The sequence below is a fragment of the Burkholderia sp. M6-3 genome (assembly GCF_050858985.1).
Classification (GTDB): Bacteria; Pseudomonadota; Gammaproteobacteria; order Burkholderiales; family Burkholderiaceae; genus Paraburkholderia; species Paraburkholderia caledonica.
Genome location: NZ_CP110090.1, coordinates 2,138,945 through 2,154,791, shown reverse-complemented (window position 1 = coordinate 2,154,791; position 15,847 = coordinate 2,138,945). Strand labels below are relative to the sequence as shown.

Annotated in this window: 11 protein-coding genes; 4 read left to right on the top strand and 7 right to left on the bottom strand. The window is 63.2% G+C overall.

Going from position 1 to position 15,847, the window contains the following annotated elements:
• Window positions 1-81: 81 nt before the first annotated feature.
• Complete coding sequence (locus OH764_RS09300) at window positions 82-810, top strand: TetR family transcriptional regulator (protein ID WP_498846571.1); 729 nt, start codon at window positions 82-84, stop codon at window positions 808-810.
• A 107-nt stretch (window positions 811-917) separates the two neighbouring features.
• Here OH764_RS09300 and OH764_RS09295 read toward each other — a convergent pair whose 3' ends face one another.
• The 3 genes from OH764_RS09295 to OH764_RS09285 all read right to left on the bottom strand — a co-directional run bounded on the left by OH764_RS09295 (window position 918) and on the right by OH764_RS09285 (window position 4,066).
• Entirely contained in the window at window positions 918-2,135 is a 1,218-nt protein-coding gene (locus OH764_RS09295; protein WP_498846570.1) for a tetratricopeptide repeat protein, read from the bottom strand.
• A 164-nt stretch (window positions 2,136-2,299) separates the two neighbouring features.
• Window positions 2,300-2,980, bottom strand: coding sequence for a PspA/IM30 family protein (locus tag OH764_RS09290; RefSeq protein ID WP_020070205.1), 681 nt, complete (start codon window positions 2,978-2,980; stop codon window positions 2,300-2,302).
• Between the two features lie 453 nt (window positions 2,981-3,433).
• Complete coding sequence (locus OH764_RS09285) at window positions 3,434-4,066, bottom strand: hypothetical protein (protein ID WP_498846569.1); 633 nt, start codon at window positions 4,064-4,066, stop codon at window positions 3,434-3,436.
• Window positions 4,067-4,541: 475 nt separating this feature from the next.
• Between OH764_RS09285 and OH764_RS09280 the strand changes: the two genes are divergently transcribed.
• Window positions 4,542-7,043: a penicillin-binding protein 1A gene (locus tag OH764_RS09280; protein WP_498846568.1), complete on the top strand. Its 2,502-nt coding sequence runs from the start codon at window positions 4,542-4,544 to the stop codon at window positions 7,041-7,043.
• 388 nt (window positions 7,044-7,431) lie between these two features.
• Window positions 7,432-8,283, top strand: coding sequence for a lipid A biosynthesis lauroyl acyltransferase (locus OH764_RS09275; RefSeq protein ID WP_241077914.1), 852 nt, complete (start codon window positions 7,432-7,434; stop codon window positions 8,281-8,283).
• Between the two features lie 337 nt (window positions 8,284-8,620).
• Here the strand turns inward: OH764_RS09275 and OH764_RS09270 are convergent, their stop codons facing one another.
• From OH764_RS09270 to OH764_RS09260, 3 genes are read right to left on the bottom strand one after another with little or no spacing between them, the layout of a single operon-like run.
• Window positions 8,621-10,201, bottom strand: coding sequence for an outer membrane factor lipoprotein domain-containing protein (locus tag OH764_RS09270; protein ID WP_498846567.1), 1,581 nt, complete (start codon window positions 10,199-10,201; stop codon window positions 8,621-8,623).
• Between the two features lie 2 nt (window positions 10,202-10,203).
• Window positions 10,204-13,332, bottom strand: a complete 3,129-nt coding sequence (locus tag OH764_RS09265) for an efflux RND transporter permease subunit (protein ID WP_498846566.1) — start codon at window positions 13,330-13,332, stop codon at window positions 10,204-10,206.
• Window positions 13,329-14,492, bottom strand: coding sequence for an efflux RND transporter periplasmic adaptor subunit (locus tag OH764_RS09260; protein WP_498848795.1), 1,164 nt, complete (start codon window positions 14,490-14,492; stop codon window positions 13,329-13,331). The genes OH764_RS09265 and OH764_RS09260 overlap by 4 nt, the downstream gene beginning before the upstream one ends.
• 218 nt (window positions 14,493-14,710) lie before the next feature.
• Here OH764_RS09260 and OH764_RS09255 point away from each other — a divergent pair, with 218 nt between their 5' ends.
• Complete coding sequence (locus tag OH764_RS09255) at window positions 14,711-15,328, top strand: TetR/AcrR family transcriptional regulator (RefSeq protein WP_020070212.1); 618 nt, start codon at window positions 14,711-14,713, stop codon at window positions 15,326-15,328.
• A 48-nt stretch (window positions 15,329-15,376) separates the two neighbouring features.
• Here OH764_RS09255 and OH764_RS09250 read toward each other — a convergent pair whose 3' ends face one another.
• Window positions 15,377-15,589, bottom strand: coding sequence for a hypothetical protein (locus OH764_RS09250; protein ID WP_020070213.1), 213 nt, complete (start codon window positions 15,587-15,589; stop codon window positions 15,377-15,379).
• Window positions 15,590-15,847 lie beyond the last annotated feature (258 nt).

The following is a 15,847-nucleotide window of genomic DNA, read 5'->3' as shown; positions in this document are numbered from 1 at the left end:
TGCACCTCGCGTCAAGATCGTTTAGAGTACGTCTATTAAACGCGCGTGCTGCGCGGTGATTCAAAACCCATCACCAAGGCCATGACATCCGTATTCGAAGCCGTGCCGAATGCCGGCGACACTGCGGCCACTCAGGAATTGCCGGCCGGCAAACGCAAGCTGATCGAAGCGGCGTTGCGGTTGACCGCGGGCGGGCGCGGCTTCGCGAGCCTGGGTCTGCGCGAACTCGCGCGGGAGGCAGGGCTGAACCCGAACACGTTCTATCGTCATTTCGATACGCTCGACGATCTCGCGCGCGAAGCTGTCGATTCGGTAAGCCGTCGGTTGCGGCCGATGCTGCGCCGCGAGCGCTGGCTTGCCGCGCACGATGAACCGCACAGCGTGCCACGGCGCGCATGCGTGGCGTTCTTCGCGTTCGCATTGGAAAACCGCGAGGCGTTCCTGAGCGCTTTAGCCGAGTATCACGGCACGTCGCCTGCGTTGCGCGAAGCCGTGCGCGCGACGCTTCATGCGGTGGCGGCGGAAATGGCGGACGACGTCGTGCAATTGCAACTGATGCCGGCACTCCCGCGCGATGTCGTCGATGAAGTTTGCACGCAGATCGTGCTGCAACTGTTCCATCTGTCAGCGGAGTTTATCGGCGCAGATGTGGACGCGAACGAAGAAGACGACGATAACGCAAAGGCCAACGTCGCCCGCCGCGATGCGCTCGTGAGTTATGCCGAGCGCTTTGTCGTGCGGCTATTTGCCGGCGCGATGTCGCTCGCGCGGCACGAGGAAGCGCAGGCGGCCGTATCGAAGCGTGCGTGATTCGTCGAGTGTGCAAAAAAACAGGCTCCATGAAGGGAGCCTGTTTTGCATCGTATCGTCAGGTGCACCACGGTGCACCGCGCTTTGAGCGGCGCGGCGGGCGAGGGCTAGGTGTTGTCGCTCCAGCCGCCGGAATCGTCGCTGCTGCCCATGTCGATGCCGCCGCCGCTGTTATCGTTCCAGTCGTTCGAGCCCTGGCCGAAGTCGAGGCCGCCGCCGTTGTCGACGTCGTTGCCGCGCCGGCGCGTTTCATCGTCGACGATGACGTCACGCTCAACCACGCGTTCACGTCCGGAGTTCAGCGCTTCTCCAAGCAGAACGCCGGTGAGCAGCCCGCCCATGCCGCCGCCGAAACCGCCGCCTTGCTGCACGATAACCGGCGGTTGCTGCTGTTGATAGGGACCTTGCTGTTGATAAGGCGGCTGCGACGGATACGGCCCTTGCTGCGGATTGCCAAAGCGCTCGGCTTCGCGTGCATACGGCGATTGCGCGCTGTCAGCCGCGGCGCTCGCATTCGGATCGGGCCGGCCATCGGCTCGGGCACGCAAGCTGCCGATGCGCTGCTCCAACTCGTCGAGCTGATACGGCGGCACTGGATTCTTGCTGTTCGATAGCGCTTCAACGAGCGTTCGCAACTGGTCCTCCGTTGCTTCGACTTCTTTCTCCAATGCTTCGTGCCCCGGCGCGGTGGAAAGCTTCACGTCGAGCTTGAGCGAGCGCACTGAGTTGAGCAACTCGGTCGCACGCTTGAGTTGCACGCGACGGTCGTCGTCCGCGCGCGTATCGTCCTGCGAGCGTGCACGGCGCAAGGTCCAACGCAGCACCAGCGCGATCACGCCAACGAGAATCAGAATGCCGACCCACATGCCGATGCCAGGACCATGGCGCTCAGGCGCTTGCTGCACGACCGGCGTGTTCTGCTGGCCGAACGGATTGGTCGTGCGGTTCGTCAACGCGCCAATCCCGCTTTCACCACCGTTGCCGCTCGTGCTCGCAGTGCGTTCGGCGTCGCGGCGAATGCGTGCCTCGACTTGCGCGAAGCGCGTCGGATCGGTGAAGCGGATCTGCGGATCGAGCGTCTTGGCCTGCTGGACTTGCGCGAGCGCGTCGCCATAACGACCTTCACGGTCGAGCACCTGGCTGTACAGGTAATGCGCGTGTGCGTTGTTCGGATGCGCCTTCAGCACTTCGGACAGGCCGGCATCGGCCTGCTGCCAGTTGCCTTGCGACATTGCCGATTCGATCTGCTGAACCGTGGGCACGGCAAACGCTGCCGTGGATACGAGCATCAGCGAGACGAACGCACTTGCAATAACTTTTTTCATTTGCAGACCGGGCGCCACGCGCCCGTCTCCTTCAGTCGATTGCGGGGGCCGGCCAACCGGAGGCCGGCTTACCGGGGGTCGGCCAACCGGAGGCCGGCTTACCGGAGGCCGGCTAACCGGGGGCCGGCTTACCGGAGGCCGCCTTACCGCCCGCTGCGACGCAATTACTGAGCCGGCGAGTTGATCTGCTTTTTCAGTGCTTCCAGACGGTCTTCCACCGACGGGCCGCGGTTCAGGTCTGCCAGCTTGTCGTCGAGCGCCTTACCGCTTTTGACATCGGCGGAGTTCAGACGTGCGTCCGAACGGGCATTCGACAGCGCGACCTTGTCTTCGAGCTTCTGAAAATCCTCGGACAGGTTTTTCCCGCCGATGCCGCCCAACGCCGTTGCAGCGACGTCTTTCGCTTCGGCGATCTGTTGCTTGGCTTGCAGGATGTTCGAACGCGCATTCAGATCGTTGCGACGGCTGCGCATGTCCTCGATCTGGCTCTTGAGTTGCGCGACCGACGGCTCCAGCGTAGAGAGTTCCTTCGTCAGCGCATCGCGTTCTGCCTCGGCCGTGGCTTGCGCGCCGAGCGCTTCGCGAGCCAGCGCTTCGTCGCCGGATTGCAGCGCGCGCTTTGCGCCGTCTTCGTACTTCTTCGCCTTGTCGGCCGCAACATCGCGCTTGCTTTGCTGTGTGGCCACTTGCGCCTGGATCTCGATCAGCGAGTTCTCGGCGCGGCCGATGCTCTCGTCGAGTTCGCGCACGATCTGGCGCGAATCGCGCGACGGGTCTTGCACCGAGTCCGCAGCGTCGTTGAGGAGACCTTTTAGCGTGCGCGAAATGCTGTCAAAAAGCGACATGAAAACCTCCAGAGAATGATGTCGGCGCTGAATATCCTGCGCACTCAACTGCTTGTCACTACTACTTTACGCCGCCGCGCGAGAAGCTGCGCAGCGTTCGGACCGGAGGTCGGGGCTTGCTCGCCGATTGCAATAGCGCAACAGCAAATTGTCGGTTTCACCTGCGCACTTATCGCATGACAAAGCGAAAGGTTTTCGGCGATGAGCGCGCCGACCCGTCCCTCTGTAGCTCGCGGATATTACACCACGGGCTCTCTTAAAATGGGCTTAAAGGGAGCGATGAGCGAGCTGCTCAGTGTGCTTGCGGCGAGTGTCGCCAACGTGAACGGCGCAAGCGTCGCCAAGGAGGAAGCGAGTGACAATGCGCAGTCGACCGCTTACAAGCTGGTGCATGCCGGTGCAAGCCGCTTGCATCGACGTTGCGCATTCCAGTGCTGCCCGCTATCGCGAGGGTTACGCGAAGCGACCGCCTTCGGGGCCAAGATCGCTGTGCGGATCGTCTTCATCGCGCATGGGGTCGAGACGAGGGCGCTTCAGCACGCTTTTCACGTGAGTCTGCACCGTCACGGCGGCGGGCAGCAGTTCCTCGATCGCGGCAGCGCGTGCCGCCGCCATTCTCGCGACAGCCTCGGCCGTTGCCACGGCGTCTTCGTCGACTTCGGCGGTAAGCGCCGCCAGCACATCAGCAGGCAGCAGCGGGGCAGGTGCAGGCCCGGGTGGCACATTTTCAACCGGAGTTGCAGCGGCGGACGCCGTCGAATTGCCCGCGACACTTGCACCATTGCCATCCGAACCGGCCCGCAGGCTCACGCGCGTCTGCAACGCGGCCGGCAGCGCGTCGCGCGCAACTTTCGCGTCGTGCGCGACGCGCTGCAGCGCCGCGTCGAGCGCGTCAGGCGCGCGGGGCACATTGAGCCGATCGACGATACTCGCTGCTTTCACCTGCTCGCTGGTCGCGCTGAAACTCAGCACTGCGCGCCGCATGAGCTCGCTGACGCTGATGCGGAGTTCGTCCGCAGTGGCGGCGATCGCGCGTTTCTGCGCGGGTGTGACGAATACGACGATGCGTTCGCTGGGCTTTGTCATGATCGGCTCGCATACTTGTTGGCATGGCGCCTGACGGCGCGCATCGGCGCACATCGGTATGCGCGGAGTCCATCATATGACGAGTTGCGCCGATCGCAAACGGGCGCTTCATGAAAATGCCGTGACATCAACGAGTTGTCGCGCTTTTTGTGGTCTTGTCCACAGGCCTTTCAACAAAAACTGGGGATAACTTCGCGAATGTGCGCAAGCGCCTCGTGAGCCTGCCGAATCTACCCACGGTCTGCCGCCGGGCGTAGAAGCGAAGGGAATTCTTACAAAAAAACTCCGTTGAGCGCCGCTTGATTTCTTTAAAATGCGCTGTTACGTTGCGCCGGACAATGTCCCGGGTGCGCCGTGGCGACTCGCCGGGGCACAGAGTCGCACGGCGGTCTGCGCCCAGACTACGCCGCGCACGATTCATGCGCGCCTGGCGCGCGAGAACAAGGCGTGGAGTTACGCGCCCACTATTCCAGTCATGCCAATCATCAAACGACCGCATTCCTCGCAATCTCCGGCCGGTCAAGACCGGGACTCCTACCACCGCACGCAGGGACGCAACGCCGCTTCGCGCGACGCCGAAGAGGGCGGCCGCTCGATCGGCGCGACAGTTGCGATCTGGTTTGCGAGCCTCGTTGCGATCGTCGCCGTGGTGGGCGCGCTGATCGTCGGCTACGCACTTGTCGTGATGGGGCCGCAACTGCCTTCGCTCGACGCGCTCACCGACTATCGTCCGAAAGTGCCGCTGCGCGTCTATACGGCGGACCATGTGCTGATCGGCGAATTCGGCGAGGAACGGCGCAGTCTCGTGCGCTTCCAGGACATTCCCGACCAGATGAAGAAAGCGGTGCTCGCAATTGAAGACTATCGCTTCTACGAACACGGCGGTGTCGACTTCCTCGGGATCCTGCGCGCCGGTTTTGCCGACCTCGCGCACGGCGGCGCGTCGCAGGGCGCGAGCACGATCACGATGCAGGTCGCGCGCAACTTCTTTCTGTCGAGTGAAAAAACCTATACGCGCAAGATCTACGAAATGCTGCTCGCCTACAAGATCGAGCGCGCGTTGACGAAAGACCAGATTCTCGAGCTGTACATGAACCAGATCTATCTGGGCGAGCGCGCTTACGGGTTTGCTGCGGCAGCGCGCGTGTACTTCGGCAAGGATCTGAAAGACATCACGCTTGCCCAGGCCGCGATGCTCGCCGGTCTGCCGAAAGCGCCGTCCGCGTATAACCCGGTCGTGAATCCGAAGCGCGCAAAAATCCGTCAGGAATACATTCTCAGGCGCATGCTGGAGTTGCGCTACATCACACAGGAGCAGTACGCCCAGGCGGTGAAAGAAGAGATTCACACGCGGAACCCCGGCAACGAATACAGCGTGCACGCCGAGTACATTGCCGAAATGGTTCGCCAGATGATGTACGCGCAGTACAAGGACGAAACGTATACACGCGGCCTGAATGTCACGACCACCATCGATTCCGCCGACCAGGACGCCGCGTATCGCGCGGTGCGCAAGGGCGTGATGGATTACGAGCGGCGCCACGGTTATCGCGGGCCGGAAGGCTTCGTGCAATTGCCCGCGCCTGGCGACGACCGCGATCAGACTATCGACGACGCGCTCAACGATCATCCCGATAACGGCGAGATCATCGCCGCTGTCGTCACGGACGCGAGCCCGAAGCAGGTGAAGGCGCAACTGGTCGACGGCACGCAGGTGACTATCGGCGGTGATGGCTTGCGCTTTGCCGCCAGTGCGTTGAGCGCACGCGGCGCGGCGGCAACGAAGATCAGGCCCGGATCGATTGTGCGCGTGATGAGCGACGCCAAAGGCAACTGGCAGATCACGCAGCTCCCGCAGGTGGAGGGCGCACTCGTGTCGCTCACGCCGCAGGACGGTGCGATTCGCGCGCTCGTCGGCGGGTTCGACTTCAACAAGAACAAGTTCAATCACATCACGCAAGCCTGGCGTCAGCCGGGTTCGAGCTTCAAGCCCTTCATTTATTCGGCGGCGCTCGACAAGGGACTCGGACCGGCCACGATCATCAACGACGCGCCGCTGTACTTCCCATCGAGCACGCCGGGCGGCGACGCGTGGGAGCCGAAAGACGATGACCAGCCCGATGGGCCGATGCCGATGCGCCTCGCGTTGCAGAAGTCGAAGAACCTGGTATCGATCCGGATTCTGTCGTATATCGGCACGAAGTACGCGCAAGACTTCGTTACGCAACGCTTCGGTTTCGACGCCGACAAGACTCCACCCTACCTGCCGATGGCGCTCGGCGCGGGGCTCGTGACGCCGTTGCAGTCGGCGGGTGCGTATTCGGTCTTCGCGAACGGCGGTTATCGCATCAACCCGTATCTGATCAACGAAGTAACGGACGCACGCGGCGAGCCGCTGTCCAAAGCGCAGCCGCTTACCGCGGGTCGCGACGCGCCGCGCACGCTTGAGCCGCGTAATGCGTACATCATGAACAGCCTGCTGCATTCGGTCGCGACCGCGGGCACTGGCGCCGGCACCAACGTGCTGCATCGGTCGGACCTGCAGGGCAAGACCGGAACGACCAACGACGCGAAGGACGGCTGGTTCGCCGGCTATCAGCAATCGCTCGTCGCGGTCGCATGGATGGGTTACGACCAGCCGAAGACGCTCGGCAGCCGCGAATTCGGCGCGCAACTCGCGCTGCCGATCTGGGTCGAGTACATGCAGCGCGCGTTGCGCGGCGTGCCGCAGAGCGAGCCGCCGCAGCCCGAAGGGGTGACATCCGTCGACGGCGAACTGTTCTACTCGGACATGACGCCGGGCAACGGTTTCGTCGCCAGCATCGGCCTCGATTCGGCGAATCCGACGGCGGGTGTGAACGACGCGATTGGAGGTGTGGGACCCGCGGGCTTGACGCCGCCGGCAGTGCCGCCGCCGAGCGTGTCGTCCAATGAGAAAAAGCAAATCATGGATCTATTCGAGTCGAATAAGCCGTGATGAAAAATGCGCGTGCTGGCCGATCGGCCGCGCGCGCAAAGTGGTGCCCGCGGCACTGACACCGTGCGGGCTTCACGGTTTCCGGCTGCGCTCGGCCGGTAGCTAGCCTGCCGATTCTGTTTGCGAGACGCACGCTGTGTTTTAATCACGCCTGCGATGCTCGATCGGGGTCCATTAGCAGGCTGGATTCGTTAGCTGTTTCCATCTCGAGCATGGCTGCGTCTTGCGGCGAGCAAGGCGTCACCATCCCTCAAGCGCGCCCGGACCCGGCCGGATGCGCGCACATGCCACGTTGAGCGCTGGCGGCACAAGAGCCGCAGCCGCCGACGTGTTTGCCTTCCAGCATCCACCGGGTTCCGCATTGAAAAGTCGAATTCTCATCTGTCTGATGACGGGGCTGCTGCGCGCCTTCGCAATATTGCCGTATGGGCTCGTCGCGCGGTTCGGCAACGGCGTCGGCGCTCTGCTGTACCGGATTCCGAGCACGCGCCGGCGGGTGGTGCATACCAACCTGAAATTGTGTTTTCCCGACATGAGCGACGCGGCGCGCGAACGTCTTGCGCGCGCGCATTTCTGCCATGTGATCCGCAGTTATGTCGAGCGTGGGCCGCAATGGTTCGGCAATGCGCAGGCGCTGGCCCGTCTCGTCGAAGTGGAAAGCGCAATCGATCTCGCGGAGGTTCGGTCTCAACCGACGATCTTCGTCGGCTTCCACTTTGTCGGCATCGAGGCCGGCTGCATGATGTATTCGACGCGGCATCCGGTGGCGTCGCTTTACACGCCGATGTCGAACCTGTTGCTCGACGCGATGGCGAGGCGCCAGCGCGGACGTTTCGGCACTGAGATGATTCCACGCAGCGACAGTGTGCGGCGCGCGTTGCGTGCCTTGCGCGACGGCACGCCGGTGATGCTCGCGGCGGACATGGACTTCGGCTTGCGCGATTCGGTGTTCGTGCCGTTTTTTGGCGTCCAGGCCTGCACCCTCACATCGGTCTCGCGGATGGCGCGCGCGGCGAACGCCCGGGTCGTGCCGTTCGTGACGGAGGTGCTGCCGGGCTATCGCGGCTACAAGCTGAGCATCTTCGAGCCGCTAGCCGGTTTTCCGTCGAACGACGTCACGGTGGACGCACGACGGATCACCGAGTTTCTCGAGACGCAGGTGCGACGGATTCCTGACCAATATTATTGGGTGCACAAGCGCTTCAAGAATCGTCCGGAAGGGGAGGCGGGCGTTTATTGACGCAGCGGCGCGCGTATGTACGTGCTGTTGTTGCGCGGGTAGTGGCGGCAAACGCGTCACGAGGGCAAACGCTTGTGCGTTCAAGCACTTGGCTGTTGTGTCCTATGGTTATCCACAAAGCTGTGAACAAAGTCTGTGGATAGATTTGTTCCGGGACGGATAGGGGCTATGACCATATGGGCTACCGACGTCTGATCCGACGGACGCTTCCCATCCTATCGACCCATGCTTCATTCCACGCCGCCACCCATAACACCAGCCAGCTCAATGAGTTAGCCTGCTTGTCAGAAGGTTTTCAACAGCCTATTCAACATCAACTGGGGATAAGTGCGGGACGTCAATTCGGATTACCTGGTTCGGCCCCGGACGCGTGCGCAGTTGCCCTTGATGTTGCCTGCGTACTTGCGCCTGGACTTGCTCCCGAACCCGCCGCCTCGACGGGCGGATTGCCCATCGCCTGAAACAGCGCCGCCGTGTCCGTCAGACGCGCGCTCGTATAGCGAATTTCGTCGAGCTGCGCGTTGCGAAATTGCTGCTCGCTCGTGCGCGTGGACGATACAGGTACGGCGCCGAGCCGATAGCGGCCGGAGGTTTCATCGAAAATTCCCTGAGCGGAACGCGTCGCTGTATTCGCGGCGTTCAGCGCCTGCGCGTCGTGTTCGAGCGCGGCCAGCGTGTCGGCGACATTCTGGAACGCGGCAAGCACCGTCTGCTTGTATTGCGACACCGTGGCCTCATAGGTGTTCATGGCCGCGCGGCGCTGCGCCACCAGCGCGCCGCCGTGAAATAACGGCTGCGATAAAGAGGCGCCGATGCTCCAGATGGCGCCCGCGCCGGAGAGCGCGACGGGCCAGCTGAAGCCGCCTTGTCCCATCGATGCGCTTAGCGACAGGCTCGGGTACATCTGCGCGGTCGCTACGCCCACATCGGCGGCCGCAGCTTTTAGCGCGGCGTCGGCAGCCTGAATGTCGGGCCGAGCCTGTAACAGTTCGCTCGGCACCACTACGGGCACCTGCTCGGGCAGATGCAAGCCCGCGAGTTCCAGATCGGCTGGCGCGGCGTCCGGGGTACGACCGAGCAGCACGGCCAACGCATGACGGGTGGTTTGCCATTGCTGCCGCAACCCCGGCAGGCTAGCGGACAAGCTCGCCGCACTCTGTTGTGCGCTCAACTGATCGGCATGCGACACGGCTCCGAGCGCATAGCGTCGTTGTGTGTCGCGTGCCTGATCGTCGGCAAGCGTCACGAGCCTTTCGGTGGTGTCGATCTGCGCGCGCAACGCGGCGCTCGTAATCGCGGCGCTCACGATGTTCGCGGCGAGCGCGCGACGGGCAGCGTCCAACTGATACGCCTGGACATCCACGCGTGCGGCCAGTGCGGCGTCGGCGAGGCGCGAAGCGCCGAACAGGTCGATCGTGTAATGCGCCTGCAATTGGCCTACGAAGATGTTGTACAGGAATGTGTTGGGCCCAATCTCCGGAATCGCGAGCGCGCGATTGCGCGTCGCCTGGCCGCCTGCGTCGATGGTGGGCAGCATCGAACTGCCAATCTGGCCGCGCAGCTGTTCGCGCGCTGCCGCGAGACTCTGCTCGGTCGCCGCGAGGGTCGGGCTGTTGCGCAGCCCTTCGTCGACGAGCGCATTCAGCGCGTCCGATCGATACAGCTTCCACCATTCGGGTACCGGCTTCGCGCCGACCACGAACTGCTGCGCGACGCCTTGCGCCAGGACCGTCTGCGCCGGTTGCGCTTCGCTGCCGTAGTGGACCGGCTGCGGCATCGCCGGCGGCTCGCCGTTAGGTCCGAACGAACAGGCCGCCAACACAAACGCGGAGCCCGCGAGCGCAACGCTCGACGGCAGATGTGCCGCCTTCAAACCGCCGAAGCATCGAACGACGCAGGAACGTGCGAAGTGGATCATGCTCAATTCCCCGTATGCGCCGCGCCGGACGCGGACGGCGTTTGCGGCTCGCGCTCGTCGTTGCGTACTCTGAACGACATGGCGTAAAGAGCCGGCAGATAGAACAAGGTGAGGACGGTCGCGCTCGTGATGCCGCCCATCAGCGCGGTCGCCATCGGACCAAAGAAGTTGGAGCGCAAGAGCGGAATCAGCGCGAGGACGGCGGCTGCTGCGGTCAGCGTGATCGGGCGGAAACGCCGCACCGTGGCGCCGACGATCGCGTCGAAACGTTTGTGCCCCGAAGCAATGTCCTGCTCGATCTGGTCGACCAGAATGACCGAGTTACGCATGATGATGCCGAACATCGCGATCACGCCGAGCATTGCGACGAAGCCGAACGGCTGGCCGAACAGCAGCAGCGTGAAGACGACGCCGATCAGGCCGAGCGGCGCGGTGAGCACTACCATCAGCACACGCGCGAAGCTCTGCAACTGGATCATCAGCAGCGTCAGCACGGCGATGATCATGATCGGCATCTGCGCATTGATCGACGTCTGGCCCTTGCCGCTTTCCTCGACCGAACCGCCTATCTGGATGCGGTAACCAACGGGCAAGCTCGCCCGGATCGGACCCAGCGCCTTGTCGACAGCATGCGTGACGTCGATGCCTTGCGCGCCCGGCGCGACATCAGACTGCACGGTGATAGTGGGCTGCCGGTCGCGTTCCCAGATCACGCCGTACTCCAGATCGTTGCGCAAATGCCCGAGCGTACCCAGCGGCACCGCGCCGTTCGGCGTCGGCATGGCGAGCGTAAGCAGCTTCGCCGGATCCACGCGCTCCGCCTTCGGCGCACGGAGATCGACGCTGATCAGCTTGTCGCGCTCGCGGTATTGGGTGACGGTGTAGCCGGACAGCGTCATCGCGAGGAAGCTCGAGATGTCGTCGGAGCTCACGCCGAGTTCCCGCGCCTTCTTCTGATCGACTTCAAAGCGTACCGAGCGTTCGGCGGGCTCGTCCCAATCGAACTGCACGTTGCGCGTGCCGTGGTCGCTGCGCAGCGTCGCGGCAACGCGTTCCGCGATCGAGCGGACCGTCGCGATGTCGTCGCCGCTCACGCGGAACTGCACCGGATAACCGACGGGCGGCCCGTTTTCGAGGCGCGACAGGCGCGTGCGAATGGCAGGGAAGTTGTTGCGCAATTCGGGTTCGAGCCATTGGGCGAGTTTCTCGCGGTCCTTCACGGATTTCGCCGTAATCACGAACTGCGCGAAATTGGGCTGGGTCAACTGCTGGTCGAGCGGTAGGTAAAAACGCGGCGCACCGGTGCCGACGAAATCGACCGTGTGATCGATTTCGGGCCGGCCCACCAGCACTTTTTCGAGCCGCTGCGCCTCGCGCAACGTGGCATTGAACGAGGCGCCCTCAGGCAGCCGCACGTCCACCAGCAATTCGGGCCGATCGGAGCTCGGGAAGAACTGTTGCGGCACGAGCGTGAAACCCGCCATCGCGAGCACGAACAACACGACGGTGATGGCAAGCACGACAAAACGCCGTTCGATACACCAGCCGATCCAGCCACGCAGACGTGAGTAGAAACGCGTGTCGTAAATGTCGTGCTCGTGGTCGTCGGCTTCATGCGCCGCACGCTTGCGCTCGGGCAGCAGGTGATAGCCGAGCAGCGGAATCAACACGACCGCTGCGAGCCACGACGCAATCAGCGCGATGGCGGAGACTTCGAAAATCGAGCGCGTGTACTCGCCTGTGCTCGACTTGGCCAATGCAATCGGCAGGAAGCCGGACACGGTGACGAGCGTGCCCGTCAGCATCGGAAACGCGGTACTGGTGTAGGCAAAGGCAGCGGCACGCGTGCGGGTCCAGCCTTGTTCCAGTTTCACCGCCATCATTTCCACAGCGATGATCGCGTCGTCGACGAGCAAGCCGAGCGCGAGCACGAGCGTGCCGAGCGACACCTTGTGCAGCCCGATGTCGAACAGGTACATGCACAGCGCGGTGACGGCGAGCACGACCGGAATCGAGATCACCACCACCATGCCGGTGCGCACGCCGAGCGACACGAGACTCACCACGAGCACGATGGCGACGGCTTCTGCCACGGCTTCGAGAAAGTCGTCGACGGAATGGGCGACCGCGTGCGGCATGCTCGACACTTCGGTCAGTTGCAAGCCCACGGGCAAGGCTTTGCGGAGGCGGACCATTTCCGCGTCGAGCGCCTTGCCGAGACGAATCACGTCGCCGCCCGGCTGCATCGTCACGCCGATGCCGAGCACCGCCTTGCCGCCCGCGCGCATCTGCGTGACGACCGGATCGTCGTAGCCGCGCTTGATCGTCGCGATGTCGCCGAGACGGAACGAACGGCCGTTGATGCGAATCAGCGTGTCGGCGAGCGCGGCCACGTCCTTGAACTGGCCGCTCGGGCGCACGAACACGCGGTCGTCGGTCGTGGTGAGCGTGCCCGCTTGCGACACCGCGTTCTGCGAGTTGATCGCCTGGCCGAGTTGCTGGGGCGAAATGCCGAGACGCGTCAACTGCGTATTCGTTATTTCGATGTAGATGTGCTGATCCGGATCGCCGAAATAATCGACTTTGGCGACGCCGGGCACGCGCAGCAGAACAGTGCGCAACTGGTCCGCGTAATCGTGCAGTTGCGCGGGAGAAAAGCCGTCGCCTTCGAGCGTGTAGATGTTGGTGTAGACGTCGCCGAACTCGTCGTTGAAGAACGGCCCCTGGATGCCTTGCGGCAACGTCGCCGCGATATCGCCGACTTTCTTGCGCACCTGATACCAGGTTTCAGGCACGTCCTTCACTGGCGCCGAGTCTTTCATCGTGAAGAACATCAGCGACTCGCCGGGGCGCGAGTAACTGCGCACGAAGTCGATTGCGGGCGTTTCCTGCAACTTGCGGCCGATGCGGTCCGTGACCTGTTCCTGCACCTGCCGCGCGGTCGCGCCGGGCCAGAACGTGCGGATCACCATGACGCGGAACGTGAACGGTGGATCTTCAGATTGCGCAAGCCGCGTGTAGGCGAGTATGCCGAATGCAGTAGCAAGCGCGATCAGGAAGACGACCAGCGCCTGATGACGCAGCGCCCACGCGGACAGATTGAAGCGTCCCTCTTCATGCGTCGTGCTCATGAAGCGAAGTCCTCGGGATGCAGCGGTGCGATTGCGCGGACTTTCTCGCCGGCGCTCACCGTGTGCACGCCTTGCAGCACGACATGTTCGCCGTCTTTGAGGCCCTGGCTGACGACGATCGTGCGTTCGTTATAGCGGGCGACGGTGACGCGGCGCAGTTCGAGCATGCTGTCCGAGGCACGCACGACCCACACGGCCGGCTGCGTGCCGTCATGGAAGAGCGCGGTGGCCGGCAACACGATAAAACCGTGCTGGTCTTGCGCGCCGCTCGCCGACGACGGAGCAGGCGCCGCCAACGCGATGTCCGCGGTCATGCCGAGGCGTACGTCGGGGCCCGGATTGTCGAGTGTGAGTTTCGCGCGGTAGGTGCGGCTTTGCGGATCGGCGGCGGGCGAGAGCTCGCGCACGCGCGCCGTGAACTTGCGCCCCGGCAGCGCGCCGAGCGCGACGTTTGCCGTTTGTCCGACCGCAAGCCCGGCCAGCGCGCTTTCCGGCACGTCGCAGACTACGTCGACTTCGCCGCTCCACGCGAGGTTGTAGACCGCCTGGCCCGCCGACACATTCTGGCCCGTGTCGGCCTGCTCCGCGGTGATCACGCCAGCGTGATCCGCGACGAGGGTGGTGTATTGCAACTGGTCTTTCGATAAGGCTGCCTGCTGCGCCGCCTGATCGCGCTGCGCGGCAGCCGATGCATACGCATTCGTGGTCTGCTCGAGCTGCGCGGGTGCGATCAGATTTTCTTTTGCCTGCGCCTGATCGCGGTCCAGTTGCTGCTTCGCGTATTTGTAGCTGTGCTCTGCGGCGGCGAGTTGGGCCTGCGCGCTCGCTGCGTTCTTCTGCGCATCCGCCGGGTCGAGCCGCGCGACGATCTGGCCGTTCCTGACCACGTCGCCAAGACGCACGCGCCTCTCGACGATCTTGCCGCCAACCCGGAACGACAGCGGCGTCGAATAGCGCGCCTGCACTTCACCGGGCAGCGACGTGACGGGCGCCGTATTGCCGTCCGCATGAACCGCAACGGCTACCACCGGACGCGGCTCGGGCGCGCCTGCTTCTTTGTTCGAACATGCGTTCAACGCGACGACGCCTGCAAGAGCGAGCGCGAACACGGCGCGGGGCAGAGACCCTGGCCGCGCGAGACGATGGGACTGCTCGCGCATCGCCGACGATGCGGGAAAAGCGGGACGCTTCACAATTACCCCAACAGGAGACAGCGAACAAACACGGCAAGCCGCAGCGGCTCGCCAGCGAAGAGCGCATGCCGGTTGATGCAACTGGCATACGTGTCTGACTTCCAATGATGAACCGCATTCTAATACACACCTGTATTTGAATGTGGAGGCGAATTGGAATTCTTTTAGGTGCTAGACTCTTGCCCATGAAACGGCAACGATTGACACGCGAGCAAAGCAAAGACCAGACACGTCAGCGTCTGCTCGACGCTGCGCAAGCAATTTTTATGAAGAAGGGCTTTGTCGCGGCGAGTGTCGAAGACATTGCCGGGGCGGCAGGCTATACGCGCGGCGCGTTTTATTCGAATTTCCGCAGCAAGAACGAGTTGTTTCTCGAGCTACTGCGGCGCGACCACGAAACCATGCAGGCGGGTTTGCGGGCCATTTTCGAAAACGCGGCCACGCGGGAAGTGATGGAAGAGCGCGTCATGCGCTACTACAGCAACCTGCATCGCGAGAACAAATGCTTTTTGCTGTGGGTGGAGGCGAAGCTTCTGGCGGCGCGAGACGGACGCTTCAGGCTGCGTTTCAACGCGTTCCTGCACGAGAAGCTCGAACAACTGGCCGCCTACGTCCGCGAATTTTCGGCGCGGGTCGGCACGCCGCTGCTATTGCCGCCGGAGATGCTGGCCATGGGCCTGATGGGCTTGTGCGACGGTGTGCAGTTCTTCTATACCGTCGATCCGCAGAATGTGCCGAGTGAAATGGCAGAAGCGGTGCTGGCAGGATTCTTTTCGCGCGTGGTGTTCGGCCGCAGCGCATAACGCCGAGGGGCGACCGGTTCGGCCGCCTCTCGCGCGACGATGGCTCAATCAGTTAGTCGCGAGTTGCGTGCAGCTATCTGCAACCGGGCTCGCGCAGACGAACGAATACTCCCCGCTGGTACGCAAAACTTCCTCGCCCGCATGGAGGACGACCTGGATATCCGGGCAGCGCTCATAAGCGATGAAAGCCGAGCAGGCCGCGGCGGACCAGCAGACCAAAGAAAACGCAATTTTTTCGAAGAGTTGGAAACGATGTGGCATGGCAGTTGGCGAACGGTGTAGCGGTGAATTTCATCCGGTCGCCATCTTACCAGCGGCTAAGGGTTTATACCTAGCCAAAAACCGCAATAATGCTTGAAACAGTGGTGCGTGCGCATCGGTAAAGCTGACGTGATTGTCATGTACGGGTCAGGGTTGGGACAGGTCCGGTCGATACAATCGATTCGTTGGGCAAATCCGCGCGAGCCTTGCCGCGCGGGGTGATACAGGCGGCAGCGCTGCGCCGGCCCGGCATCTCGA